Source organism: Enterococcus bulliens (assembly GCF_053761865.1).
This window is the reverse complement of sequence record NZ_JBSMXK010000001.1, coordinates 1-26,007: the sequence shown is the minus strand read 5'-3', so window position 1 is coordinate 26,007 and position 26,007 is coordinate 1. Positions and strand designations below refer to the sequence as shown.

General features: G+C 39.3%; 27 protein-coding genes and 2 pseudogenes. 20 read left to right on the top strand and 9 right to left on the bottom strand.

Annotation, left to right across the window (positions count from 1 at the left end):
• Positions 1 to 19 precede the first annotated feature (19 nt).
• The 3 genes from ACWOEC_RS00145 to ACWOEC_RS00135 all read left to right on the top strand — a co-directional run bounded on the left by ACWOEC_RS00145 (position 20) and on the right by ACWOEC_RS00135 (position 1,747).
• A complete protein-coding gene (locus ACWOEC_RS00145) occupies positions 20 to 385 on the top strand; it encodes a nuclear transport factor 2 family protein (protein WP_455305301.1) in 366 nt (121 codons plus the stop codon).
• 510 nt (positions 386 to 895) lie between these two features.
• On the top strand, positions 896 to 1,084 hold the full coding sequence (locus ACWOEC_RS00140; protein WP_455305300.1) for a hypothetical protein: 189 nt from the start codon (positions 896 to 898) through the stop codon (positions 1,082 to 1,084).
• Between the two features lie 261 nt (positions 1,085 to 1,345).
• Positions 1,346 to 1,747: a hypothetical protein gene (locus ACWOEC_RS00135; RefSeq protein WP_455305299.1), complete on the top strand. Its 402-nt coding sequence runs from the start codon at positions 1,346 to 1,348 to the stop codon at positions 1,745 to 1,747.
• Here ACWOEC_RS00135 and ACWOEC_RS00130 read toward each other — a convergent pair.
• Both ACWOEC_RS00130 and ACWOEC_RS00125 read right to left on the bottom strand, forming a co-directional pair.
• Positions 1,724 to 2,035, bottom strand: coding sequence for a hypothetical protein (locus tag ACWOEC_RS00130; RefSeq protein ID WP_455305298.1), 312 nt, complete (start codon positions 2,033 to 2,035; stop codon positions 1,724 to 1,726). The genes ACWOEC_RS00135 and ACWOEC_RS00130 overlap by 24 nt on opposite strands.
• A gap of 222 nt (positions 2,036 to 2,257) precedes the next feature.
• On the bottom strand, positions 2,258 to 2,620 hold the full coding sequence (locus ACWOEC_RS00125) for a PaaI family thioesterase (protein ID WP_455305297.1): 363 nt from the start codon (positions 2,618 to 2,620) through the stop codon (positions 2,258 to 2,260).
• A gap of 110 nt (positions 2,621 to 2,730) precedes the next feature.
• On the opposite strand from ACWOEC_RS00125, the gene menB reads away from it, so the two are divergent.
• From menB to menC, 6 genes are read left to right on the top strand one after another with little or no spacing between them, the layout of a single operon-like run.
• Positions 2,731 to 3,546, top strand: coding sequence for a 1,4-dihydroxy-2-naphthoyl-CoA synthase (menB, locus tag ACWOEC_RS00120; protein ID WP_297079146.1), 816 nt, complete (start codon positions 2,731 to 2,733; stop codon positions 3,544 to 3,546).
• Positions 3,546 to 4,991 carry an o-succinylbenzoate--CoA ligase gene (gene menE / locus ACWOEC_RS00115; RefSeq protein WP_455305296.1) on the top strand — a complete coding sequence of 482 codons (1,446 nt, stop codon included), beginning with the start codon at positions 3,546 to 3,548 and terminating at the stop codon, positions 4,989 to 4,991. Before menB ends, menE begins: the two co-directional genes overlap by 1 nt.
• A complete protein-coding gene (locus tag ACWOEC_RS00110; protein ID WP_455305295.1) occupies positions 4,972 to 6,315 on the top strand; it encodes an isochorismate synthase in 1,344 nt (447 codons plus the stop codon). The genes menE and ACWOEC_RS00110 overlap by 20 nt, the downstream gene beginning before the upstream one ends.
• Positions 6,290 to 7,984: a 2-succinyl-5-enolpyruvyl-6-hydroxy-3-cyclohexene-1-carboxylic-acid synthase gene (gene menD / locus ACWOEC_RS00105; RefSeq protein WP_455305294.1), complete on the top strand. Its 1,695-nt coding sequence runs from the start codon at positions 6,290 to 6,292 to the stop codon at positions 7,982 to 7,984. The genes ACWOEC_RS00110 and menD overlap by 26 nt, the downstream gene beginning before the upstream one ends.
• On the top strand, positions 7,977 to 8,771 hold the full coding sequence (gene menH, locus ACWOEC_RS00100; RefSeq protein WP_455305293.1) for a 2-succinyl-6-hydroxy-2,4-cyclohexadiene-1-carboxylate synthase: 795 nt from the start codon (positions 7,977 to 7,979) through the stop codon (positions 8,769 to 8,771). The genes menD and menH overlap by 8 nt, the downstream gene beginning before the upstream one ends.
• Positions 8,772 to 8,775: 4 nt before the next feature.
• Positions 8,776 to 9,879, top strand: coding sequence for an o-succinylbenzoate synthase (gene menC, locus ACWOEC_RS00095; RefSeq protein ID WP_455305292.1), 1,104 nt, complete (start codon positions 8,776 to 8,778; stop codon positions 9,877 to 9,879).
• A gap of 36 nt (positions 9,880 to 9,915) precedes the next feature.
• On the opposite strand, the gene ACWOEC_RS00090 is transcribed toward menC, so the two are convergent.
• Both ACWOEC_RS00090 and ACWOEC_RS00085 read right to left on the bottom strand, forming a co-directional pair.
• Entirely contained in the window at positions 9,916 to 10,884 is a 969-nt protein-coding gene (locus tag ACWOEC_RS00090) for a Gfo/Idh/MocA family protein (RefSeq protein ID WP_455305291.1), read from the bottom strand.
• Between the two features lie 60 nt (positions 10,885 to 10,944).
• Positions 10,945 to 12,306: a hypothetical protein gene (locus ACWOEC_RS00085; RefSeq protein ID WP_455305290.1), complete on the bottom strand. Its 1,362-nt coding sequence runs from the start codon at positions 12,304 to 12,306 to the stop codon at positions 10,945 to 10,947.
• 246 nt (positions 12,307 to 12,552) lie between these two features.
• Between ACWOEC_RS00085 and ACWOEC_RS00080 the strand changes: the two genes are divergently transcribed.
• From ACWOEC_RS00080 to ACWOEC_RS00070, 3 genes are all read left to right on the top strand, one after another.
• Positions 12,553 to 13,776, top strand: a complete 1,224-nt coding sequence (locus ACWOEC_RS00080; RefSeq protein WP_455305289.1) for an L-lactate MFS transporter — start codon at positions 12,553 to 12,555, stop codon at positions 13,774 to 13,776.
• Between the two features lie 157 nt (positions 13,777 to 13,933).
• Positions 13,934 to 14,956 carry a helix-turn-helix transcriptional regulator gene (locus ACWOEC_RS00075; protein WP_455305288.1) on the top strand — a complete coding sequence of 341 codons (1,023 nt, stop codon included), beginning with the start codon at positions 13,934 to 13,936 and terminating at the stop codon, positions 14,954 to 14,956.
• A gap of 19 nt (positions 14,957 to 14,975) precedes the next feature.
• A complete protein-coding gene (locus ACWOEC_RS00070) occupies positions 14,976 to 15,608 on the top strand; it encodes a DUF998 domain-containing protein (RefSeq protein ID WP_455305287.1) in 633 nt (210 codons plus the stop codon).
• Between the two features lie 119 nt (positions 15,609 to 15,727).
• On the opposite strand, the gene ACWOEC_RS00065 is transcribed toward ACWOEC_RS00070, so the two are convergent.
• The gene (locus ACWOEC_RS00065; protein WP_455305286.1) at positions 15,728 to 16,285 is read right to left on the bottom strand and encodes an ECF transporter S component; all 558 of its coding nucleotides are present in this window, start codon (positions 16,283 to 16,285) and stop codon (positions 15,728 to 15,730) included.
• A gap of 181 nt (positions 16,286 to 16,466) precedes the next feature.
• Here ACWOEC_RS00065 and ACWOEC_RS00060 point away from each other — a divergent pair, with 181 nt between their 5' ends.
• Together ACWOEC_RS00060 and fghA are read left to right on the top strand one after the other, a co-directional pair.
• Complete coding sequence (locus tag ACWOEC_RS00060) at positions 16,467 to 17,606, top strand: S-(hydroxymethyl)glutathione dehydrogenase/class III alcohol dehydrogenase (protein WP_455305285.1); 1,140 nt, start codon at positions 16,467 to 16,469, stop codon at positions 17,604 to 17,606.
• On the top strand, positions 17,596 to 18,420 hold the full coding sequence (gene fghA, locus ACWOEC_RS00055) for an S-formylglutathione hydrolase (RefSeq protein WP_455305284.1): 825 nt from the start codon (positions 17,596 to 17,598) through the stop codon (positions 18,418 to 18,420). Before ACWOEC_RS00060 ends, fghA begins: the two co-directional genes overlap by 11 nt.
• A 36-nt stretch (positions 18,421 to 18,456) precedes the next feature.
• Here the strand turns inward: fghA and ACWOEC_RS00050 are convergent, their stop codons facing one another.
• A complete protein-coding gene (locus ACWOEC_RS00050; protein ID WP_455305283.1) occupies positions 18,457 to 19,329 on the bottom strand; it encodes an alpha/beta hydrolase in 873 nt (290 codons plus the stop codon).
• A 191-nt stretch (positions 19,330 to 19,520) separates the two neighbouring features.
• Here ACWOEC_RS00050 and ACWOEC_RS00045 point away from each other — a divergent pair, with 191 nt between their 5' ends.
• From ACWOEC_RS00045 to ACWOEC_RS00030, 4 genes are read left to right on the top strand one after another with little or no spacing between them, the layout of a single operon-like run.
• On the top strand, positions 19,521 to 20,471 hold the full coding sequence (locus ACWOEC_RS00045) for an ABC transporter permease (protein ID WP_455305282.1): 951 nt from the start codon (positions 19,521 to 19,523) through the stop codon (positions 20,469 to 20,471).
• Entirely contained in the window at positions 20,468 to 21,421 is a 954-nt protein-coding gene (locus ACWOEC_RS00040) for an iron chelate uptake ABC transporter family permease subunit (RefSeq protein ID WP_455305281.1), read from the top strand. The genes ACWOEC_RS00045 and ACWOEC_RS00040 overlap by 4 nt, the downstream gene beginning before the upstream one ends.
• Complete coding sequence (locus ACWOEC_RS00035; RefSeq protein WP_297079102.1) at positions 21,418 to 22,176, top strand: iron ABC transporter ATP-binding protein; 759 nt, start codon at positions 21,418 to 21,420, stop codon at positions 22,174 to 22,176. Before ACWOEC_RS00040 ends, ACWOEC_RS00035 begins: the two co-directional genes overlap by 4 nt.
• 17 nt (positions 22,177 to 22,193) lie before the next feature.
• Positions 22,194 to 23,129, top strand: coding sequence for a siderophore ABC transporter substrate-binding protein (locus ACWOEC_RS00030; RefSeq protein ID WP_455305280.1), 936 nt, complete (start codon positions 22,194 to 22,196; stop codon positions 23,127 to 23,129).
• A 46-nt stretch (positions 23,130 to 23,175) separates the two neighbouring features.
• On the opposite strand, the gene ACWOEC_RS00025 is transcribed toward ACWOEC_RS00030, so the two are convergent.
• Both ACWOEC_RS00025 and ACWOEC_RS00020 read right to left on the bottom strand, forming a co-directional pair.
• Entirely contained in the window at positions 23,176 to 24,213 is a 1,038-nt protein-coding gene (locus ACWOEC_RS00025; protein WP_455305279.1) for a M42 family metallopeptidase, read from the bottom strand.
• A 350-nt stretch (positions 24,214 to 24,563) separates the two neighbouring features.
• A pseudogene (locus ACWOEC_RS00020) lies at positions 24,564 to 25,112 on the bottom strand (RNA-guided endonuclease TnpB family protein); the annotation flags it as partial.
• Positions 25,113 to 25,186: 74 nt separating this feature from the next.
• On the opposite strand from ACWOEC_RS00020, the gene ACWOEC_RS00015 reads away from it, so the two are divergent.
• Together ACWOEC_RS00015 and ACWOEC_RS00010 are read left to right on the top strand one after the other, a co-directional pair.
• Positions 25,187 to 25,597 (top strand): hypothetical protein, encoded by a 411-nt coding sequence (locus tag ACWOEC_RS00015; RefSeq protein ID WP_455305278.1) that lies wholly within the window; start codon positions 25,187 to 25,189, stop codon positions 25,595 to 25,597.
• Between the two features lie 79 nt (positions 25,598 to 25,676).
• Complete coding sequence (locus tag ACWOEC_RS00010) at positions 25,677 to 25,895, top strand: nucleoside hydrolase (protein ID WP_455305277.1); 219 nt, start codon at positions 25,677 to 25,679, stop codon at positions 25,893 to 25,895.
• Here ACWOEC_RS00010 and ACWOEC_RS00005 read toward each other — a convergent pair.
• Positions 25,881 to 26,007 (bottom strand): annotated as a pseudogene (locus ACWOEC_RS00005) (aldose epimerase family protein); the annotation flags it as partial. The gene ACWOEC_RS00010 and the pseudogene ACWOEC_RS00005 sit on opposite strands and share 15 nt — an antisense overlap.

Here is a 26,007-nt window from a genome sequence, read left to right as displayed (position 1 = left end):
AAAGAAAAGAGTGAACACCATGATATTAGATGATTATTTTGCACGTTTCGATGAAGCAAGAAAGGGGACTGCCCAAAAAGAAGCACTCCACGAATTATTCAGTGAAAAGCTCGTTTTTGTATTAAATGGCCGTAAAATCAAAGGTAAAGAAAATTGGCGTGCGTTTATCGAGAAAGTCTATGAAACGAATGAACAATTAGTGCATATGTACAATGGTTGGGAACAACAAGCAGATGGAACGTATCAAACACACTGGGCTATCTGTGGCAAACGTTTTGAAACGGGCGTCTATACTGAAGAAGGTATGGACATTGCGCGTTTAGATGAACAAGGCAAAATTGTATATTTAGAAAATGTTCCTGATAATACAAGTTTTTTTAATTAATATGCAAAAATAGAAGATGAATAAAAACCTGTACTCTTCTGAATGGAAGGATACAGGTTTTTTGTTTAAATAATATACTGTATATACAAGAAAGAGGTGGGTTTATGGGAGACAAGGAACGTAAATTAAGAAAAGTATTGTACATTTTCCACTGACGAAGGGATTGAAATTGTGTTAAGCATTACGGGTTGTGATGACAATCAGTTCGATTATCTGAAATTAGAAATTTCTCAAATCATTGCATAGAAACTAAACACTTTGTCCTAAACTATACATGGTATCAAAAGCCAATCGTTTGACATATTGTTATTATATTTTTTTGATAACGGTTACATAATGAGTGTAATGTTGGTCTACATAATTTCAGCTGTGCCTAGTTAGAAGGAGCAAATGTAGAATATTGCTATTTATAGGTATTATAGTGTTGTCTGGTTTTGCATGGTGGTGTTTTGAGTCTTTAGGAAAGCAAACTAAAAAGAAATAATAGAAAAGAGAATATGAGGTGAGGAGATGCATAAATTAGTCGGTGTGATCCATTTTGTAATATTCGTCGTATTACTTGCAGCTATCCTATTATTGATGTCTTCTGTGTTTATCTACCACAAGGATCGATTATTTATTATCAGCAATGGACTATTGATTTTAGCGGTACTATATAATTGGTATTTGTTCTCACGCTTAGCTAAAAAAATCAAATGACAGGAAACTCAATCAATAGTTAGTGTGATGGATTTTCATATCATAAGGAGAGGATTCAGATGCTACTACTTTTATTCATTTTAGCTATGACGGGATTTGCTCTATGGGGATTTACGTTGCGGGCAAAATGGTTGGAAGATCAAATCAAGAAGAAATAAGAATATTTAGTAAAAGATATCTTAGGCTGATTGCTAGGATATCTTTTTTTATGTGCTGCTAATGTGTACAATGGATGAAAGAAATCCATAAAGGAGATAGAAAATGAAAAAATTTTTGATTGCACTATCGATCTTCTTTTTAGGTAGTATAGCCGTACTCATGCCTGTCGTTTCCTATACTTCTTGGAAACAACAACAAGAATTTTCAAATGGAGAGAAAGTAAAGACTGAAGCATTGATAAAAGTAGACGATGGGGTAAAAACATATAACTACAAAGAAAATAATTATGGTGTAGATGCCTCCAAATCTTCATTTGAGGCTGGTGATACTGTGCCGGTCTATTTTTTGAACAATAAGCCATATATCGTAGCTGAAAATCCTTATGTGTATCAGTCCAAAGCAGACATTTTCCTGCCACTATTCTGGTTTGTATTCTTAGGATGGGCAACTATAAATCTGGTTCGGATGAACTATTTACCTTTATCCAAAAATAAGCAAGAATAGTACTGAGAACATAACGATGGTAAATATCAACAAGCGTAAAGAACTTTCGAAAAATCGTGAATGATTTTTGAAGAATATGCCGGGAGCTTTTTTGGAGAACGTACGAAATTTTCTAGGAGCAGAATATCCGTTAAATGTTTCAACACACAATAAATAAAAAGGGAACATATTTTCAGATCCACGAATCAAAAAAGCCCCAATTACTACAACGATCCAAGTAATCAGATCGATAGCTGTTACGATATAATATCTTTTTAGGTCTTTATCCATTTTTGAATTATTTGGCATATACATTCTCCTATCCATTTATATCGTTAGTCTAATTTCTGAGCTAAATTTGTTTTACCAGTGTGTGTGGCTCCAGCAATCAGTATACTCATAACCTTTTTCTCCCTTGGTAATGGATTATCGCACTGCAATAGTCACATCGTTTCAATAAGTATACTCTATCTTAACTATTTTGGTTCATTCACGAGTAAAAAATCCAATGGCTGGTGTGAAGGCTTTTATCTAACTGTTTCTTACTGTCATCGTACAACGTCCAACTGCGATTTTTTGTTGCTGTTCATCATAGATTACTGCTTGCCACACGTGCATCGTGCGTCCGATGTGATCAGGTGTCGCACGAACGGTCAAGTTGCCAGTTGTGACGCTTCTTAAGTGATTGACATTTAGATCGACTCCGACAGCAAATCCTGTGTCTAATTGTTCATTGGCGCCCATACTACAAGCTGTTTCGATCAAGACTCCATTGATCCCACCATGCATGATGCCAAAGGGTTGTTGATGGTCTTCTTTGATCTCCATGGTCAGTTCGACGGCTTCTTTTGTGAGGATTTTCGTTTGAATATGAAATAATTCTAATAAATTCATCTGATTTGCTCCTAAATCTTGAGATTTTCTTACTTCACAAACGGGTTTTTTGGGAAAAACCTAGTGATTGTGTATAATAGTAACGTAAATAATCAAAGGAGGTCAATTCTGTGAGAGAATGGCAAACGATTAAAGAATATGATGAAATTTTATTTGAACAACATGGTAAAGTAGCAAAAATTACAATCAACCGTCCGGAAGTGCATAATGCCTTTACCCCAAAAACGGTTTTTGAAATGATCGACGCGTTTTCAATTAGTCGCGATAAACAAGATGTTGGTGTAATCATTTTAACTGGACAAGGCGACAAAGCATTTTGTTCTGGTGGTGACCAAAAAGTACGTGGCCATGGTGGATATGTAGGGACTGATGACGTTCCACGTCTAAATGTATTAGACTTACAACGTTTGATCCGTGTGATTCCAAAACCAGTTATTGCGATGGTTAAAGGATGGTCGATCGGTGGCGGAAATATTTTACAATTAGTATGTGATATCACGATCGCAGCAGATAACGCTAAATTTGGCCAAACAGGACCGAATGTGGGTAGTTTCGATGGTGGATATGGTTCTGGTTACCTAGCACGTGTTGTTGGGCATAAAAAAGCCAAAGAAGTTTGGTTTATGACAAAACAATATACTGCCCAAGAAGCTTTAGATATGAACTGGATCAATACTGTCGTTCCTTTGGATCAAGTAGAAGATGTGACGATGGAATGGGCAGCAGAAATGCTAACGAAAAGCCCTCTTGCTTTACGTATGATCAAAGCGGCATTAAATGCAGATACTGATGGTCTTGCTGGAATCCAACAATTAGCTGGAGATGCGACATTACTATATTATACAATGGACGAAGCCAAAGAAGGTCGTGATGCGTTCAAAGAAAAACGCCAACCAGACTTTGACCAATTCCCTAAATTCCCGTAATGAATCAAGCGAGTTGGCTTCAACGTCAAGCGTTGCTTCATCCAAAACGACCAGCTTTTTTGAACTCAAAAGAAAGCTGGTCGTTTTCTTTGTTAGCGCAATATGCTCAAAATACTGCCGCATATTATCATGAGCGATTGCCCAAGCATACGACGCGTGTGGCTATCTATAGCCAAAATAAAACAGATCTCTATTTAACGATTTTAGGTTTATGGGAATTAGGGATCGAGATCCAATTTTTAAACCGTAGACTTACCAAAAGCGAGATAGAATTTCAGTTGCAAGATGCGAAGACTTCATTAGTAGTAACCGATGATCCTGAGTTGGTACTTGAACAAGCTGAAGTATTTTTATTGCCAGATTGCCAGCAACTACCCGAGACAAAATTACAATTTGATTTAGGCTATCAACCTTCTCAGATTGCATCGATCATGTATACATCAGGTACAACCGGTAATCCTAAAGGTGTACCACAAAGATTTTCAAATCATTGGGCGAGTGCAAAAGCTACCCAGATCAATATGCAAGTAACTGAAAAAGATACGTGGGGCTTAGTGTTGCCATTGTTTCATATTAGTGGGTTATCCGTGCTGTTACGCTCGGTTGCATTAGGAATGACGGTGCGTTTTTATGATGAGTACGACATTACAACGATTTTAGATGATGTAAATGCACAAAATGTGACGATCTTATCGTTTGTCACCAAAATGCTCAATGATTTTGTGACAAAGACAACAAAACCCTATCCAACACTAAAAGCGATCTTATTAGGTGGTGGACCGGTGAGTAAACAATTATTGGAGCAAGCAAAAGACAAACAAATTCCTGTATTGCAATCGTTTGGCATGACAGAAACTTGCTCACAGATCGTCGCTTTACCTTTTGATCAAGCGACTAAAAAACTTGGTTCAGCTGGATATCCATTGGAAAATGTCACGATCCAGATTCATCAACCAGATGCGAACGGCATTGGTGAACTTTATGTCAATGGACCTTCTGTTGTAAAAGAATACTTGAATGGTCGGGCTAGGGAAAGCTGGACGACAAACGGCGAATTAAAGACAGGGGACTTAGCTTATTTAGATCAAGATGGCGCTTTATATTTAGTTAGTCGACTCAGCGAGTTGATTATTTCCGGTGGCGAAAATATCTATCCGGCTGAAGTCGAGCATGCACTGTTACAAATTCCGGCGATCATTGAAGCAGCTGTTGTGGGGATGGCTGATTCTAAATGGGGGCAAGTGCCTGTTGCGTATTTAGTTTTAAACGAGCAAACGAGTGTCGCTCAGATCGAAGCGCAGTTGACAACACAGTTAGCGAAATATAAACTACCTAAAGCGTATTACATTGTACGAGAGATTCCAAAAACAGCGAATGGGAAGCCGTTAAAACGCTTGTTTTTGACGAAAGAAAGAGTGAACACTATTGAGTATCAACTTACCTAATACTTATCAAAAAATCGAGACCCAGCATATGATTAGTTACGACTATCCGATCACAATCGAAGCAGGTACTTCTTTATTTGCCTATCTGCCACAAGAAGAGACGCGCTTTTTCTGGCAAACACCAGATCAATCAGTAACGTATTATGCGAGTGGCAGCTGTCTGGATCTACCTATCAGTGAAGAATTACCTGAACAACTAGCGAATGCTCGTAAACATTATCAGTATCATCATACGCCAACTAAAGTGATGGGAGCGTATCCTTTTGATTTAGAAGATGCGCGAGAATCAAAAGAATTTGGTACATTAGCGACTGGTGGCTTTTTTATCCCAAAATATTTGATCGAACAAACAGCTGAGCAGACGACAGTGATCTTAACGACGACCAACCAGTCATCGCTTGAATCACTAACAGCTACGTTTGAGCAAATGGCGCAACAAGTGTGTCTAAGAACAACTAAATCCAAAGCCAATCAACTGATGTTAAAACAAGAGATCGGCGTGCGTGCTTGGAAAGAAACCGTCCAAGAGGCAGTCGATGCGATCGTCAGACAAGATTCACCAATCAAAAAAATCGTCTTAGCCAGACAAATGCAGATCTTGATGTATGAACCGATCCATGCGCAAAGCGTATTGACACGTTTACATCAGCAACAACCCAATACCTATTTGTTTTTCTATGAGCGACAAGGATATAGTTTTTTAGGTGCAACACCAGAACGTTTGCTTTCGGCAACAACAGAGGTCGTCTACACCGCTGCAGTTGCCGGTTCGATCGCACGTGGTGAGACCAAGGAAACTGATGAACAACTCGGTCAAAGTTTATTGGATTCTGCAAAAAATACGCATGAACATCAAATCGTGGTCGACCGGATCACCCGTGAAATGACACCTTTTGTCAAAGAAGTAAAAGTCCATGAGCGGACGTTATTAAAAAATCGTGATATCCAACATTTATATGCGATCATCGAAGGCCAACGATTACCAGAGTTGTCTTTTTTAGAGATGATCAAACAATTACATCCGACACCAGCATTAGGTGGAGAGCCAAAAGCTTTAGCTGTCAAATGGATCCGTGAACATGAAGTCATCAATCGCGGACTATATGGTGCACCAATTGGCTGGATGTCACTCGTGGCAGATGAAGGCGAATTTGCCGTAGGGATCCGTTCTGCGGTGATGCACAAAAACCAAGCGATTTTATACGCCGGTTGTGGGATCGTGGCAGATTCGATTCCTGAAGAAGAACGTCAAGAAACGCAAATTAAATTTCAACCAATGATAAGGGGGATTTTAGGCGATGACACATCAAGAAACCATGACTGATTATATTTTGTCCTTGATCGAAGGATTTGTAGCCGCTGGAATCAAAAAAGCAGTCATCAGTCCGGGCTCACGCTCGACACCAGTTTCATTACTTATTCATCGCGATGCACGAATCGACACCCAGATTGCAATCGATGAACGTTCGGCGGCTTTTTTGGCTTTAGGTTTAGCTAAAGTTGACTTAGAACCAGTTTTACTTGTCTGCACGTCTGGTACGGCAGCGGCCAATTACTATCCAGCGATCTGTGAAGCAAAAGCAAGTCAGATCCCATTAGTGGTATTGACGACAGATCGCCCACCAGAATTACGCGATGTTGGAGCGCCCCAAGCGATGAACCAGCAAGATCTATATGGCAAACAAGTCAAAGGCTTTACCGAATTGTCTGTGCCAGAAAATACGCCAAATATGTTGCAGTATGTTCAATTTCAAGCAAGCCAACAAACGCGTTTAGCCAAAGCTGCGCCAAAAGGACCGGTCCATCTTAATGTGCCATTACGTGAACCGTTATTACCTGATTTTTCACGAACGGTAACAACTACGACTCAGATCATCAGCGAACCTAAGATCGATCGAACTAGTCACCAAGATTGGGAGGCTTATTTTTCGAAAAAAGGGATCGTTGTAGTAGGTGAGGAACGTACCGTTGAAGAAGCACAGCAATTACTGCATTTAGCAGACGCTTTGGGTTGGCCGATCGTTGGCGATCCGTTGACGAACTTAGCGAATGCGGGTGTCGAGAGTTCGATCTACATCCGACATGCTGATTTGATTTTTTCAGCAGGTGTTTCAGTCGATTTCCAACCTGAAGTCGTCTTGCGCTTTGGCCGCTTACCGGTCACAAAATCGGTGATGCAATGGTTGATGGCTTTGCCAACAGAAACGATATGGCTCTTTGTCGATGAAGGACAACAATGGCATGATCAATTGCAAAATGCACAAGTCTTTTTACCTTATCGGGTGACGGATTTTGTGCAGGCAAGTCTACCGATTGCGACGTTAGCGACTCCAGCTTGGACGAAGCAATGGCAAACACGACAAGCACAAGCAGCAGATCAGATTGCGACTTTAGCTGGCCTAGCAACATTAAATGAAACCAGCGCAGTCTATGAAGCACATCGATTATTGGTTGAAGAGGAGCAATTATTCGTATCCAATAGTAATGCGATTCGCTTATTGGATCGCTACATCCAAATGAAACCAAAACAAGCGAAAGTCTTTGGGAATCGTGGAGTCAACGGCATCGATGGCATTACCTCAACGGCAGTGGGCGTGGCGATGAGTGGACCGACAACGCTTATTACCGGAGATCTAGCCTTCTTCCATGATATGAATGGGTTACAGTTAGCTAAAGCCTTAAATGTGCCGCTAACGATCTTATTGTTGAATAACAATGGCGGGGGGATCTTCTCCTTTTTAAGTCAACGTACATTAGACAAAACTGATTTTGATCCGTTATTTGCGACACCGACTGATTTAGATTTTGAAAAAGTAGCTGCATTGTATCAGATGCCCTACCACGTGCCAGATACGTTAGAAGCGTTACGTGATGTGTTGAGCCAAACGACAACTGGACCGAGAATCATCGAGGTCAAAGGGCAATTTGCGGACCCAGTCACGTTATGGGAAGATTTGGTCGCTGAGTTTAAAGAAGTGGTTGCCGATGAATAACTATCACTACGAATGGTTGAATGGCTTTGATAAAACCCGAGAAACGTTGGTGTGTTTACATGGTTTTACTGGAACGTTACAGACATTTGCGTTCTTACGTAATGAAACATCTTATAATCTTTTAGGAATCGATCTAATGGGGCATGGAAAAACCCATAGTTCAAATCCCGATGATTATGATATGATTCAAGTCGTTAATGATCTATCGGCACTGAAAACAAAACTTGTACCCGATCAAAAAGTGGCGGTAGTAGGGTATTCAATGGGCGCACGCGTGGCGTTAGCGTGGGCGATCACGTATCCAGATATGCTATCAAAATTGATTTTGGAAAGCGGATCCCCGGGGTTAAAAACCGATTTGGAACGAGAAACACGCCGGATACACGATGCAACATTGGCTGAGCGTTTGCGTAAAAAATCGTTAGTCGAGTTTGTTGATTTTTGGCAAGCATTGCCTTTGTTTGCCACACAAAAATCTTTGCCACAAGATGTCCAAAATACGATTCGACAAGAACGACTAGCCCAAGATCCTAATGAACTTGCCAATAGCTTAGTCTATATGGGAACTGGAAGCCAGCCAGAATACTGGTCGCACCTTGAGACTTTAAGTGTGCCGACATTGTACCTAGCTGGGAAACAAGATCCTAAATTTTGTGAGATTGGTCGCAAGATGTGTGAACAAGCACCTAAGATGACGTATCAAGAAATCGATGCCGGACACTGCATTCATCTTGAGCGACCAGTTGAGTGCCAACAAGCAATCAAGACATTTTTAGAAAGTCGGTGACGCAGTGAAGATCGTAAAGGTCCAATACAAAAGAGGCGAATTGCCGTTTTTAGAACCGTTTCAAACGAGCTATGGCATCACCAAAACAAAACCATTTGCGATCGTCACGGTCGAAGATGAACATGGTCAGATCGGTATTGGTGAACTGGACGCTTTGGCAACACCAGATTATATTGAAGAGACGTTTGACACATCATTGATGGCGTTAGAAAAATGGCTGATCCCAAGTTTAGTCGATCAAAAATGGCAACACCCTAAAGAAGTCTTTGCCTTACTTGCCCAGACACAAGGCTTTTTCATGGCAAAATCGGCTTTAGAAACGGCTTGTTGGGATCTTTTTGCCAAAACACAACAAGTGAATGTTGCCAGTTTGATCAAAGGACAAGCAGTAACGAAAAAGTCGATCGAAGTCGGTGTGAGCATTGGGATCATTCCAGATCTACATGAGTTAATCGAAAAAGTGGGAACATATGTCGCACAAGGCTATCGACGTGTCAAACTAAAGATCAAACCAGGCTATGACTATGCACCATTACACGCTATTCGCCAAGCTTTTCCTGATTTGCTCTTGATGGCAGATGCCAATTCAGCCTATGCTGACCTAGAAGATTGGGCGCTTTTTCAACAACTCGATACATTAGATCTTGCGATGATCGAGCAACCTTTAGCGAAACACGACTTTGTCGAACATGCGACATTGCAACAACAACTGACAACCAGGATTTGTTTAGACGAAAATATTCGCTCGCTTGATGATGCGAAAACAGCGATCGCATTAGGTAGTTGTCGTGCAGTAAACTTAAAAATCCCGCGTGTGGGTGGCATCACACCAGCACTTGAAATCTTAGCGTATCTGCAACAACACGATTGTTTAGTGTGGCTTGGCGGGATGTATGAAGCTGGAGTTGGGCGCGCATTAAATCTCCAATTTTCAGCCAGTACAGACTTATCATTTCCAGGTGATCTATCTGCTTCGGACCGTTATTTTGCTGAAGATGTCGTCACCGCTAAAGCCATGATCCAAAATGGCACATTATCTATTCCGCAAGGATTTGGTATTGGTGTGGTATTGGATCATGCGATGTTAGAAAAATATCGATCACAATAAAAAAACAGCGATGACTGAAAAAGTCATCGCTATTTTTTATAACGCATGGATTCCGGTTTTTAATTGATCAATGATCTCGGCACAGCGTAATGAATCGCTTAGGGGCATCACGGGACTTTCATATAAGCCGTTTTCATAACAGGTCATGACATGGGTGATCTCGCCATAAAAATCATCGACCGTATACGGACAATCGATCGTTTCGACGTCCAGATCGTCACGTTTGATTTCAAATCGTGTTGGACGGTGAAAATCCGGGATCGTGATCGTACCGGTAGTGCCATGAAAAATCGCTTTTGCATCTTTAAATACATCAAATCCAGATTCGATCGTGACAGTGATTGTATCGTTTGCTAAAGTCGCCTCGACTGCCGTTTCGATCCCATTTTCGTGTACCGTAGCACTTAGTTCTTCTAGAGATAATGGTGTCTTGATAAAATCTTCGATCAAACTGACGTTGTAGATCCCCATATCTAATAAGCAGCCACCTTGAACAGGTAAATAATGATAGGTCGTGCCTTCTTCGGGCATATGGCGGCGTAAAGAAGTTTCGATTTTTTGTAGTTCACCAATTTCACCAGCTAAAATTGCTTGTCGTGCTTGTTCGTAGGCAGGTGTAAAGCGGCTTTTCATTGCTTCCATAAAAAAGATCGGTTCTCGCGTCCAAACGGCATGTAGTTCTTTCAGTTCGTCAGCAGTCAGCACTAGTGGCTTTTCGCATAAGATAGCCTTTTTGGCATGGATCGCTTGTAAGATCCATTCAAAATGATAACGATGTGGCAAAGCGATATACACGAAATCGACCTTGGGATCATCTAATAATGCTTGATAATCTGAATAAGCGATTTCTGCCTGATGTTTGGCTTTGAAGGCTTCTGCTTTTTCTTGTGTACGGTTAGCTACGGCATATAAACTTGCTTGTTCTACTTGAGCAAGACTTTCTGCAAAGCGATGTGAGATTGTTCCAGCTCCAATTATTCCCCAACGAATCATGATCGTCCTCATTTCTCTTTTTTTGTTTAGTATAACAAAGAATAACCGTTTACACGATAAAAACCGATAAGATCAAAGATCATTATCGGTTTTAGGTAAGATATAGGCTACGTAAGCGACTAGGATCAGTGACGATACGCACAAACTATTTTTGACGGTTTCCATCAATAAAATCGTTTTAGTCGCGGTCGCATCATAATCGGTCAATCCAAAAAACGTATCGAGTGGCAAACGATAGATCAAAATAAACGCTAAAATCAAGATCATCGATAAAAATTGATGTGTCATACTCCCTTTATTTTGCGTTGCGAATTTAATGGCAATTCTACGATCGCTTGGAAGCTCTTTGGTGTCGTAGTATCGTTGATTTAGCCAAGAGCTTGTACCATTTCGGAAAAAACTCAATATCAATAAAGTGAATGGAAGATAGATGGGTAATAAAAAGGCTATAAAACCTAAAGCGAGTCCAGCTAGTTGGACATATAGTGGATTTAGTCTAGGCAATAGACGATGGACTTTTTTAGTTAGAAACATTGCTAAAAATAAGCCAAGAACATAAGGTAAGTACAGATAAAGTGTGACTTTATCCCCACCATAAACGGCCTTGATGTAAAGCGAACAAAATAAAAAGAGCAGATTTCCAAACATGCCATTTAGGAAAGTGAGGAGATTAAGCCAAAGTGGCAATTTCCAGTAGCGCTTGGATTGACTTAATGACCAAATGCTGATCATAAACAATAAAGTGATCCCAATCAACGTAAGCAACAAGACATCTTGATTGACCAATAAACGACTACTGCGTAACAGTAATAATAAAACAAAAAAGCCAACAAACAGACTGAGTTCTTTCTTAGCAATAAGTGCATGTTCAGTTTTTTTCATCGGAAATTTCTGATGTGGGTAATGTCTGATCGGTCGATAGGCAAGGATAAACAAGAGTGTATAGACACCTAGTGTTAGTGGAATCTTTAATCCACCATTCGTACTCATAGGAACCAACAGAGCGATCAAAAAGATCAATACCCATAAATAATTTGGATTGGAGTATCCTTTTAGCTGTTGTGCTTTGTGTTGATAGCTCATTGTTAGGTACGCTGGAGTGAACCATGCGGCACTAAAACCAAGAAAAGCCCCCGATAAGGTATAAAATAATGGATTGAGACTTCCGAGTACGCCTAAAAAAGCACCTAGACCTCCAAGACCTAAGGAAAACACTAAAATCGTATAGTTGTTTAAAGTCGTTTGCAAACCGCGAACTAAAAAAATGGCGGTCATGCGAAACGTATAAAATAAAACGAATGGTAAAATCGTATAAATGTGCTCGCCGTCACTTAAACTAAGATATAAGATAAATGGCACAATGATCAATGTATTGCTGAGTAAAAAAGGGATAGAACGATCGAATCCTTTAAAAAGCGTTGCGATAGTTTTCATATGCATACTCCTTGATTATGGTATAACTTAGTCTATCACTAAATAAACAAGTTGCAAAAATATTCTCTAAAAAAAGCGAGCAATCATGAATCCGCCTTCATTTTAAAATCTGAACGTTCGTGAAATAAAATTATAAAATGTTCATATTTTTGTTTTTATTTATACTTCTTTACCGTATTATAAAGAAGTAATTATTTATTTTACGAATAACAAAACATATTTTGAGGAAGAATCGGAGGGGTTTTAGTGAAACATCAGCGTTATATTGTCGCAACAGCAGGAATCTTATTACATTTGATGATTGGATCGGTCTATGCATTTAGTGTATTTTCAGTACCAATCGCGATGAAAACAAACTGGTCGGAATCTTCTATTTCATTTACGTTTAGTTTAGCTATTTTCTTTTTAGGGATGTCGGCTGCATTTATGGGAAGATTAGTCGAGCGCTTTGGTCCAACTGCTACGGGGACATTATCTGGGATTTGTTATGGTCTAGGAACGATTTTAACTGGTGTGGCAATTTATACGAATGAATTATGGTTGCTGTATCTAGGTTATGGAATTATTGGAGGTCTTGGGTTAGGTGCAGGGTATGTAACCCCAGTATCTACGATCATCAAATGGTTCCCAGATAAACGAGGATTAGCTACGGGTCTAGCAATTATGGGATTTGGTTTTGCGGCTTTACTTACAGGGCCCATCGCACAACAGTTGATGGAAAGTATTGGCTTAGTCAATACGTTTTATGTCTTAGGTGTGGTTTATGGGATCGTGATCATCGCTGCCGCTCAATTTATCAAACAACCGCAAACGAAAGCTGTCGATCAAAAGAATGCTTCACACGAAATGACCGCCAATCAAGCAGTACGTACACCAGCATTCATTTATCTATGGTTAATGTTGTTTATCAATATCAGTTGTGGTATCGGCTTAGTATCTGCCGCGTCACCAATGGCTCAAGAAATGACGGCGATGTCACCGACTGTTGCTGCTTTTATGGTTGGGATTTTAGGGTTGTTTAACGGCTTTGGCCGCTTGATCTGGGCGACATTATCAGATTACATTGGTCGTCCGATGACATTTACTGTGATGTTTATTGTCAATATCGCAATGTTCTTTAGTATTTTGACATTAGGAAATATGTATCTATTTGTGCTTGCATTTTGTTTACTACTTTCTTGTTATGGTGCAGGATTCTCAGTTATTCCAGCGTACTTAGGGGATGTTTTTGGTACGAGAGAATTAGGCGCGATCCACGGCTACATTCTGACCGCTTGGGCAATGGCTGGTTTAGCAGGTCCGATCTTACTCTCTTATATGCATGAAAAAACAGGTAGTTATCTGAGCTCACTAGCTATCTTTATTGGTCTAAATTTGATTGCAGTGACGCTTTCGATCGTGATTCGTCGTTATTTACCAGAAACGACAAAAACAGTATCTAAAAAAATGATTTCTACAAACGATTTGTAAGCAAAAACGCATGATTTAGTGTACACTAGGTCATGTGTATTTTTTTGAGTAAATTTAGCTGAAAAGTAGTAAAAGGGTTTCATCACACAGATTATTTTACTAGAATAAGTTTATAAAGCTTGAATGCCTCTATACTCTAATGAAAGGATGTTAACCAATGAATAGTCAAAAACGAATTTTAACGATTTTTTTCGATTTATTAGAAGGAAAAACATTAACGAAAAGTGAGTTAAAAGAAACCTATGAAACAGGGGATTCGACTATTCAGCGCGATATCCGTTTGATCAATGAGGTACTAAACGACCAGACGTATACAGAGGTAGATGAGATCTCTGTCACTCAACTAGAACGTGGTCGATATCAATTAAGTGAAGGGCTCAAATTTCATAAATTATGTTTTACTGATAATGAACTATTAGCGATCTTGGCAATCTTATTATCTAGTCGCGCTTTAGGTCGAGAAGAGATGAAGCCGATCGTAGACAAGTTGATCAAATCAGCGAATGATTCCAAGCGTTTAGAAGAACTATTAAAAAATGAAAAAATTTTTTATGAAGGTGTCCCTAAAGAACCGATCTTAGAAAAAATTGCCTTTATTGCTGATTGTGTGATCGAAGGCAATGAAATCGAATTTAGTTATACTAAAAATAGGCAAACAGAAACATTAAGACGTGTACCAAAAGCAATCTATTTTTCTGATCTATATTTTTATATGATCAGTGCCAAAGAGACCGCACAAGATGATAATGATCTATTGGCATTAAATAAATTTCGGATCAACAATATGGTCGATCCGCAAATCGTCGAATTGCAGTATCCAGGTTATGAAAATTGGAATGAACGGTTTGAAGGGAGTATTTTACGTCGTCGAACCAATTATCCTTTTTTTGGAAAACCAATCAAACTGGTCATCGAGTTTTATCATGATCCAACCTACGTATTGGATCGTTTCCCAGATTCAAAAATCGTCGAACAAAAACCAGGTATGTGCAAGATCGAAATGGATGTCAACGATGGCTACGGAATGCGCATGTGGTTGATGAGTCAAGGGCAAATGGTGAAGATCATTCATCCACTTTATATGCGACAGTATCTATTAGATGAGATGAAAGCTGCATTAGCCCATTACGATCGTGCTATCGTTGAACAGCACAAAACAGAAAATTTGCGACTACTTTAAGTGAAAGAAGAGAATCTAGATGATCAAACGGTATTTTTGGTATTGGCTACTGGGTTTTGTAGCAGTAGATTTTTTGACACCATATGTTTTAGCATTTTTTTATCCTGGGTATCAGCCCTTACGACAAGTTATCAGCGACCTAGGTGAAAATGGTAGTCCGGTCGAAGCAACGTTTGGTTGGCTATCGGTTGTCGCAGGTATTTTATTATTGCTAAGTTTACCTGGACTGACGACTTATCTAAAGCGCTTTGCTTCGACTAAAATCAGCATATTGATCAGTTTGTCCTTAGCTATTTTTTCAGTTGGACAATGTCTGTTATCGGGTATTTTTAGTGTCGATCGCGATGCGCAAACCCTACAGTTTTCAATGGTCGTCCATCAAGTCGGATCAGCCTTAGGAAATGTGGGGATGCTTGGCTTTCCTTTACTTGTCGCAATCGTTGCATTTAAGTTTAATCGCCAACGCGCGTACTGGTTTATTGCTTTATTTGTTTTTTCAATCGCCTGTGCTTCATTAAATGGTTATGCCCAAGCACAAGGGTTGATCTATAAAGGAGTTTATCAGCGCTTGTCGATGATCGCGATGTATTTGCCAATCGTACTGGTGCTAGTCGATACGTATACTAGTCGTACCACTTTTATAAAAAAATAAAACTGTGACAGCAATGAGCAGCACAAAAAAATAAGCCAACTCATTCCGATAATAGGTTCATCTATTTCGGGAATGAGTTGGCTTATTTAGCTATTTCTGGAACATCGTTTATTCATTTTTCAAAGATTAAAATAACACTTCAGTCGCGGTAAATGGACTAACCAAGCGACAAGTAAACAAGAGATGACTTTATCTAGTCCATTTTCTAAAACAGAAGACCAGTATGTAGCCATAAACATATTTTCACCTGATTGATGCAATAATGAAACGACTAAATTTGTCATCGTGCGTGAAAAAGAATAGCCACCATAAATCATTAAACGTAAAATCGTACTCACAAATGAGGCTAAAACCGCTGCGACTAATCCAGTAATGATCGCCCTAGGATAAGTAAATTCTTTTTTTGCAAACCAAGAAACGACAATGGCAACTACTGCACTAAATAAAGCAAAAGGGATCACTGCTGGTCCAAAAAAGATCCCAGCGACTAAATTCGTTACAACACCAGTCAAAATCCCATAGCGCATCCCTAAAGTTACAGAAATAAATACGGTCCCAATACAATCTAAAAATACTAAAGGTAACTGCAAGGCAACGGTCGTTAAACTAAGAACGATGTTAAATAAAACTGCAAATGAGCAAAAGATAATTGCTCGTAACTGTTGATGTTGGTTCAATAATAGGCTCCTCTATAGTGAAATGATGTGTAAATAATATCAAATTTTTTTTAAAAAGAAAAGTAGCATGTGTACAATTTTATTTGAAATCAGATTTTTATCTTCAAGCGAATAGCTATAGTTTTGAAATAAAATTTGTTATAATAATCCAATAGACTAGAAAGAGAAAGAGGGAACATACGTGGTAAAAAGTAAAGCTGCTGTCGCTTTTGCGCCAGGAAAACCATTAGAAATCGTAGAAATCGATGTTGCCGAACCAAAGGCAAAAGAAGTGATGGTCAAAATTTTATACACATCCGTTTGTCATACAGATGCTTTTACGCTATCAGGAGACGATCCAGAAGGTGTCTTTCCAGCCGTTTTAGGACATGAAGGTGCGGGAGTTGTTGTATCAGTAGGAGAAGAAGTGACTTCTGTCAAACCAGGAGATCATGTAATTCCTTTATATACAGCAGAATGTGGCGAATGTAAATTCTGTTTATCTGGAAAAACCAATCTTTGTTCAGCTGTACGTGAAACTCAAGGAAAAGGTGTTATGCCAGACGGTACGACTCGTTTTTCTTATAACGGTGAACCGATCTATCATTATATGGGAACAAGCACATTTAGTGAATATACAGTGGTTAATGAAATCAATTTAGTGAAGATCGATGAAGAAGCACCTTTAGATAAAGTTGCTTTGTTTGGCTGTGGCGTTACAACAGGACTGGGTGCTGTGAAAAATACTGCTAAAGTCGAAGAGGGCGCGATCACAGCAGTATTTGGTCTAGGCGCTATCGGGTTAGCGGTGATCCAAGGACTAAAAAAAGCGAATGCAAAACGGATTATTGCTGTTGATACAAATCCACGTAAATGGGCATTGGCGAAGAAAATGGGCGCGACTGATTTTGTAAATCCAAAAGAATTCGATCGTCCAATTCAAGAAGTGTTAGTCGAAATGACCGATGGTGGTGTCGATTATAGTTTTGAATGTATTGGAAATGTCGATGTGATGCGTTCTGCGCTTGAAGCTTGTCATAAAGGTTGGGGCGAAAGTATCATTATCGGTGTTGCCGGGGCGGGTAAAGAAATCAGTACACGTCCTTTCCAATTAGTGACTGGTCGCGTTTGGCGTGGTTCCGCTTTTGGTGGAGTGAAGGGTCGGACTGAACTTCCTGGAATGGTCGAAGATTTTATGAATGGTGAGATCGATTTAGAGTCATTTATCACAGGACAACTAGATTTTAAAGAAATCAATCGAGCATTTGATTGGTTACATCAAGGAGAATCGATTCGTACGATCCTAACGTATGAAGGAGTTGAAGCTAGCGATGAAGCCTGAAATAATCGAGCAACATCGTGTATTTGATGGTATCCAAACACGTTATCGTCATCACTCTACAACGCTTTCTAGTGACATGGCATTCACGATTTTTTTACCAGAAAATCCAAATAAAAAAGCGATTCCTTTGATCTGGTGGTTATCTGGTTTGACATGTACCGATCAAAATTTTAGTCAAAAAGGGCAGTTTCAGCGATATGCAAATGAACAAAATCTAGCTATCGTGATGCCAGATACCTCACCACGTGGTGAAGCGCATGATGTCGCTGATTGGGATCTAGCACAAGGAGCAAGTTTTTATATCGATGCGACACAAGAACCTTATCGTGCCAACTATCAGATGTATACTTACTTGACTGAAGAATTACCAGAAATCGTCTACGCGTTGGTCCCGTATTTTTCTGGTAAAGAAAGTATCATGGGACACTCGATGGGAGGACATGGTGCGCTGATGATCGGTCTGAAAAATCCTCAGCGGTTTCAAGCGATCTCAGCTTTTGCACCAATCACAAATCCTAGTCAAACGCCTTGGGGAAAAAAAGCATTCACCGCTTATCTAGGTGATAAAGATTGGGCGTCATGGGATGCGACGAGTTGTTTAGAACACGCAACGCACGTTCCTCCGATGTTGATCACACAAGGAACTTCAGACGAATTTTACGAAGTACAACTAGACGAAACTGCGTTTGTTCAAGTAGCTACGGACAAACAGGCAAAACTTACGTATGAAAAAGTAGTAGGTTATGATCATAGTTATTATACGATTGCGACGTTTATTGAAACGCATCTTGCTTTTCATCGTCGTTATCTTTAGAAAAAAGGGTGTGGCAGATTTCTGTCACACCTTTTTTTATAGGTACTGTTTAAAAAAAGCAAGTTCATCTAGATTACACTGTTTTCCGATCGCTAATTTTTGATCGACATGAAATACGTGTCCTAAAGGAGAACCGTCGTCTTGTGCATAACAAGTATAAAGCGTAGGTATGGATAATTTCACTAAACGTTCATTTAATCGAGGTGCAAGATCTTTTAGAAAATCATCTGTAGCTGTCATTAAAAAAGTTGGAGGAAAAGCGCTTGTTAAATGGGCTTCAACTGGAAATTGTTGGATGATGTTTTTAGGATCGACACCTTCAAAATAGTAATCAAAAGCTTCTTGAGGGGTATCGTCTTCTCCCATAAAGTAATGGCCGCAATTTAAGCCAACTGCTTTAAATTGGATATTAGGTACTGTGAACTCAAATAAAGCAGCATACTTAGGGTTCGTTACGATAGTGGCATATTGCTCTGTTAATTGCCCACCAGCACTATCTCCTAATAAAAACAAGCGGTCCGGATCAATGAAATAGGTATCATGATGCTTAAGCAAAAAATGGATCAAAGCATTAGTATCTTCTAGTGGAGCAGGATAAGCATGTTCTGGTGCCAAACGGTAATTAAAGTTGATGACGGTAAATCCTTGAGTCGCTAAAAACATCGTGTAAAAACGATACAACTCTTTATCTCCGTAGCAAAATCCGCCCCCGTGGATACTGATGATGGTCGGCAAGGCCTGAGTGGTTCCTTTTGGATAATAGATGTCGCATAAATTATCAACACCATGTGGTCCGTAACTAAGATCACGACAAATCACTAACGTATCAGGTTCTATCAAACCCGCATCTCTTAAGGCATCGTGTTTTGTCGCTTGTGTGCGAAATTCTTCAATCTCCGTTCGATTCATATTAGTCTTCCTTTCTTTTTGCAAACGCTATCTTTAGTATACTAGACTTTTTTTCAGAACAAAAGCCGAAAGAAATCGTGAAAAATTTCATTAAATGTAAAATAACACTTGTCAAATGAATGAATTTCTCCTACACTAAGAACAATGATATTGAGAATCATTCTCAATAAGAGACGGAAGTGAGGGAGTAGATGAAAAAACTAGTAGCGATTATCGGGTTGCTTTTATTGAGTTTCCTTTCATTGATTATTGGAACCAAAGATCTTTCGCTCAATGAACTATTTCATAGCGATCCTACACAGTGGTTTGTCTTGTTACAAACGAGGATCCCACGGACGGTCAGCTTACTGTTAGCTGGTGCGATGATCAGTATCGGCGGACGTGTCATCCAACATCTATTTCAAAATCGATTTGTTTCCGCAAATACGATCGGGATGATGGATAGTGCGCGTTTAGGAATGCTAGCCGTCATGCTTTTTTTGCCAAATGCTTCGATTTTTTTAAGAACGAGTGTGGCATTTCTATTTGCCTACGCAGGTGTCTTAATCTTTTTGACACTGACACGTTTTCTCCCGCGAGGAAATACCTTGATTTTACCACTGACCGGTATCATGTTCGGCAATGTCATCGGTGCAATCGCTTCGTTTTTTGCCTATCAATATCAACTCGTTCAAAATGTGACCTCATGGCTACAAGGAAATTTTTCGATGGTCATCAAAGGACAATATGAATTGATCTATCTGACCTTACCCGTGTTGGTTCTTGTTTATCTTTTAGGCTATCAAATCACTGTGGCCGGACTTGGAGAAGAGACTGCGACGTCCTTTGGTTTAGCTTATCAGCGATTAGTATGGCTCATTTTAGCGCTCGTGGCGCTAGGCAATACAGCTGTCTTATTATTAGTCGGTAGTGTTCCTTTTTTAGGGATCGTCGTTCCGAATCTAGTGGCGCTATATTTTGGTGATCATGTCAAGCACACGCTATGGATCACGGCAGTTATCGGGAGTAGTTTGCTGATGATCTGTGATTTGCTTGCACGTCTGGTGATCGCGCCTTACGAATTACCTGTGAGTGTCGTTGTTGGCTTAGTTTGTGGAACATTATTTTTATTTTTGTTATTTAAGAAAGGGGTTCGTACATGAAAAAAAACCTCTATCTCTATCTTGCGCTAACCTTATCAGCGATAATATTGATCCTTTTTTATGTATCGTTTCATACTTACGGCAACTGGGCTTTCGCGCTCTCCTTACGCGGAAAACGCGTTTTCGCATTCCTCTTAGTTGCGATTGCGACAAGCATCAGTACGATCGCCTTTCAAACGTTGACACACAATACGTTACTAACGCCTGGAATCTTGGGATTTGATCAAATCTATGTCTTGATCCAAACACTTTTTTTCTTTTTTTTAGGTGGTAGTACGGTACTTCAAAGTCACTCGTTACCACAGTTTTTAGGGACGATTGCATTGATGGTCGCCATGAGCACAGGACTGAGCTATACGTTATTAAAAAAAGCTAAAGGAGATATTTTTTTAGTATTAATGGTCGGGATCGTGGCAGGGACGATCTTTTCTAGTCTGAGTACAGCGTTACAAGTCGTCATGGATCCGAATGAGTACGATCTGTTGCAAAGTAAGTTATTTGCTAGTTTTGGTCAAATCGATACACAGCATTTTTTCGTTGCAAGTGGATTGATTACATTAGGTAGTGTTTTTTTATGGTATTTAGCTCCAGAATTAGATGTGGTCCATTTAGGAAGAGATCATGCGACGATTTTAGGAGTCGAGATGCAACGGTTACAAGTAGTTGTATTGGCAAGTGTCGCGCTCCTTTCTGGAACAGCGACAGCTTTAGTTGGTCCGACGATCTTTTTAGGGTTTATCGCCGCTACGTTGAGTTATCAACTTTTTCAAACCTATCGTCATCGCAGTTTATTTTTAGGAAGTACCTTAATCAGTATTTGTTTGCTAGTCGGTGCGCAAATTTTAGTCGAACAACTTTTTGGCTTTAATGTCACCATCAGTACCGTTATTGAATTTACAGGTGGTCTTTTATTTTTAGTAAAAATCATCCAAGGAAGGAGCCGCCAATGATCCACAGTGAACAACTTTCAAAACAGATTCAAAAAAAAGAGATTTTAACTAACGTCACAACGACGATTCCTAAAGGGAAATTAACGGCTTTTGTCGGTCCAAATGGCGCAGGGAAAAGTACGTTTTTATCCACGATCAGTCGGTTGACAGACTATGATTCCGGTGAGTTATATCTAGAAGAAGAGATGATCCAACGCGTCAAACCTAAGCAATTAGCTAAACGCTTAGCTTTTTTAAAACAAAGCAATCATATCGCGTTACACATTACGATCGAAGAACTTGTAGGCTTTGGTCGCTATCCTTATACTCGAGGCCGTTTGACGAAAGAAGATCAGCGTTTGATCGAGTGGGCATTAGAAAAAATGACATTGACTGCAATCAAGGATCAATCGATTCATGCTCTTTCAGGAGGACAGTTACAACGGGTGTATATCGCAATGATCTTAGCCCAAGATACCGATTATATCTTACTTGACGAACCGTTGAATAACCTCGATATGAAGCATGCGAACCAATTGATGCACGTCTTAAAAGAATTAGTCGAGGTCGAGCAAAAGACGATCATCGTCGTCTTGCATGATATCAATTTTGCCGCAAGTTTTGCCGATTATGTGATCGCTATGAAAAACGGTACGATTATGGCAGAAGGCAAGACAAGTTCTGTCGTGACGTCTGCTTGCTTATCTGATTTGTACGAATTACCAGTGACCGTCCATCAATTAGATGGTCAGCTTATCTGTACGTATTTTAATTAAAAAAGGGGAGAATCAGTATGAAAAAAATTTGGAGTTTAATAATCGTCATGAGTTTGGGAATGATCATGGCAGGATGTCAAAAGCAAACGAGTGCTGCTACAGATAGTAAGGAAAAAACGATCGAAATCGTTGATAGTACGAAACAAAAAGTGACCGTACCCGTTAATGCGAAAAAAATCGTGGTATTTGATAGTAGTTTATTGGATACAGTCGATGCCTTAGGCGAAGGGGATAAGGTCATTGGTGTGCCAGTAAAAAATTTACCTACTTACTTAAAACAATACGGTGATCGTGAATCTGTCGGGGGAGTTAAAGAACCTGATTTAGAAAAAATCAATGCACTAAAACCGGATTTGATTTTGATTGCTTCTAGACAAGCAGATTTTAAAGATGAATTAGCTAAAATCGCACCAACTGTTTATTTGGCAACAGACACGAAAGACAGTTGGAATTCTGCACAAAAAAATATTGAAACGCTAGCAAGTTTATTTGGTAAAGAAAGTGAAGCCAAAGAGAAAATCGCGAAGATCGAAACAAGTATCGATGTCTTAAAAGCGAAAGATCAAGCATTAAATGCACGTTCACTAGTCGTCATGACCAATGAAAATAGTTTATCGGCATTTGGTCCAGGATCACGTTATGGAATCGTATATGATACATTTGGATTGACGCCAGTCGATGAAACATTAGAACCTTCTACTCACGGATCAAGTATCTCGTATGAATATCTTTTAGAAAAAAATCCCGATTATATTTTTGTAGTCGACCGCACAAAAGCGATCGGCGGCGATCAAAGTACAACCAATCTAGCAGATAATGCATTAGTCAAACAAACGAATGCTGGAAAAAATCACCATGTGATCACATTAGATCCACAAGTTTGGTACTTAGCTGGATCTGGATTAGAATCTTTACCGATTATGATCGATGAGGTTTCAAAAGGATTAAATTAAATTAAACCAGATAGGATAGATTAAAAAATCTATCCTATCTGGTTTTTTAGTTTAAAGGATTTTCGATATACGCGCACAATAAATCAAAAGTGTGTTTTAGCGCATCAACATGTGTGCGTTCCATACCGTGACTACTTGCCACACCAGGTCCGATCAAAGCTGCGCGGATATTGGCACCGCCTCGTAAAGCTGCTGAACCATCACTACCATACATCGGATAGATATCCACTGCATAAGAAACTTCTTTTTGTTTGGCTAGTTCGATCAAATGCGTTGTCAATTCATAGTCATAAGGGCCAGAAGAATCTTTTGCACAGATCGATACATCATATTCTGTACAAGCAAGATCCAAACCGATACATCCCATATCCACAGCCAATAATTCTGTGATTTCTTCAGGGATCCAAGACGCACCGTGACCGACTTCCTCATAAGTTGAAAAGATAAACATCAAATTTGTTTTAGCGCTCAATGTTCCTTTTTTGATTTCGCGTAAAAGACTGACAAGCAAGGCAACTGAAGCTTTATCATCTAAGAAGCGTGATTTGACAAAACCACTATCTGTTACGATAACTTTAGGATCATAGGCTACGATGTCACCATTTTGGATACCTAAAGCGTCAACATCTTCTTTACTAGTGACTTTTTCATCTAGTTTCACAAAAAGGTGATCGATATCGCGTTCTTTTGTAGCCGCATCCGGAAACACATGAATTGAAGGCGCATCAGATAAGATCGTTCCTGTATACACTTTACCGTCACGCGTAATGATATCACAGTATTCGCCATCTAAAGTAGGGGTTAGAGGACCACCTAATTTCGTTAACGCTAATTTACCTTCTGGAGTAATCGAGCGTACCATAAGCCCTAATGTGTCGACGTGACCACTTAATGCACGAGTTGTCTGTTGATCATCGCCAGTTACGGAAACAATTAAATTTCCTTTAGGTGTAGTCGACGTCTCAAAACCGATTTCTTCAATCGTTTGACGTAAAAAGTCAATCGCGTGTTTCGTATAACCTGTTGGACTATTGATTTTTAGTAAATTTGTCAAAAAATCCAGTGTTTGCTGTTGTTCAAACATCTTCTTACCTTACATGGATACTCCATGCCTTCCATTTTGATTCGACAGGTGTCGTTAGTCAAAATATAGCACAACCAGAAAATGTGTCAAACTCATACCAGAGAACGAGGAAATATTGGTCTAGGATTGGTATAGTCTAAAAAGAAAAAATGAAGGAGTTAGAGAGATGGAAAAAAGTTTGACGCATTATCAAGTGAACTACTCCCCACTTAGCTAAACCTAGCGGTTTGTAACGCTTGAAGTGGGAGCTTCTTGGGAACAGAGCATACTTGATAGCGTATTTCTTTACTAACAGCGGTGTCTCTTATTTACCAAGCTATCCCCGTAATTCCTACGGTTCTTGACTTTTTCTAAGCTAACGCTTGTATTCTTAGACCTTCACTCAAAATATTGATACTAGCGTTGATATCTCGATCGTGATGGGTATAGCAAATAGGACAAGTCCATTCTCGAATACTAAGTGGTTTCTTACCGTCTTTATGTCCACACTCTGAACAGATTTGACTAGATGGAAACCACTTGTCTACTTTGATGATTTCTCGCCCGTACCAGTCAGCTTTGTATTGTAATTTAGCCACAAAACTTGACCAAGATACATCAGATATACTTTTGGCTAATTTATGATTACGCAACATACCTTTTGTGTTTAAGTCCTCAATACAGATCATATCGTGATTTTTGATAATATCTGTACTCAACTTATTCAGAAAATCAGTACGTTGATTCACTACTTTTTCGTGTACTCTAGCCACTCTACGTTTTTGTTTTTGATAATTTTTAGCTTCAAACAAATTGATACCATTCTGTTTAGCCAATAAGGCACGCCTTGATACCTTACGTTGTTCGCGCTTGAGTTTCTTTTCCATTTTGGACGTGAATTTATTATTATCAACTTTTCGTGTTAGTCGGCATTATACAAAAGCGATTCGTCAGTACTTATTACAAGCACAGATAGATAGAGGAGGAGAAAACAATGAAACAATTTAAAGGACAGGTCGTATATATTACTTTGATGACGTTTGTTTGGTTGATGGTTTTACTAAGTGTGGGTTGGGGAAATATGACGATTACATTATTTTATATTTGGCGTCTTCTAGCGATTTCAGTGTTATTTGGCGGATTATTTGGTTTCATGTATCCATATGTTTGGTCATATTTAACTTGGTCAGCAGTACGAAATAGTATTGTAATGACGCTATGCAATACTATAGTTGGATTTAGTTCACTCTATTTATTTTCAGCCGAAATGTTTCATTTTGTTTGGCCTTACTTTTGGGCTGTACTGCTCGTCACATTGGGTTTACATTTACTGATGTATCAATGGTACCGTAAAATCGAAAATAAAAAATTAGCAAACGAATTGAACCGATTGACGAAATCTTGATTGTTTGGTTCGTATCGGTGATGCTTATTATTGACGTAGCGCGTGCATCATGTTCTACTAGTCAAAAAGGAGTTCGCTGATGAAAAAATTGATTTTAGATGTAGATACAGGGATCGACGATGCTTTTGCGATTCTCTATGCGCTAGCACAATCGCAACAAGCTGAATTGATTGGGATCACCACAAGTTTTGGAAATGTACAAGTGAAGCAAGCAACACGAAACACGTTGCAAATTTTAGAATTATTTCAAGCTGAGATTCCAGTCTATATCGGTGCAGATCGTAGCATCTCCTGTTAAGTTAAAGTACCCATGATTAGTTGGATTGAATAAAGTCGGTGTATCTGTTGTCGCATCATATGTGATCGTAAGTTGATTGGCTTTCGTTAACGTATAGGTCACTTTTACCAAA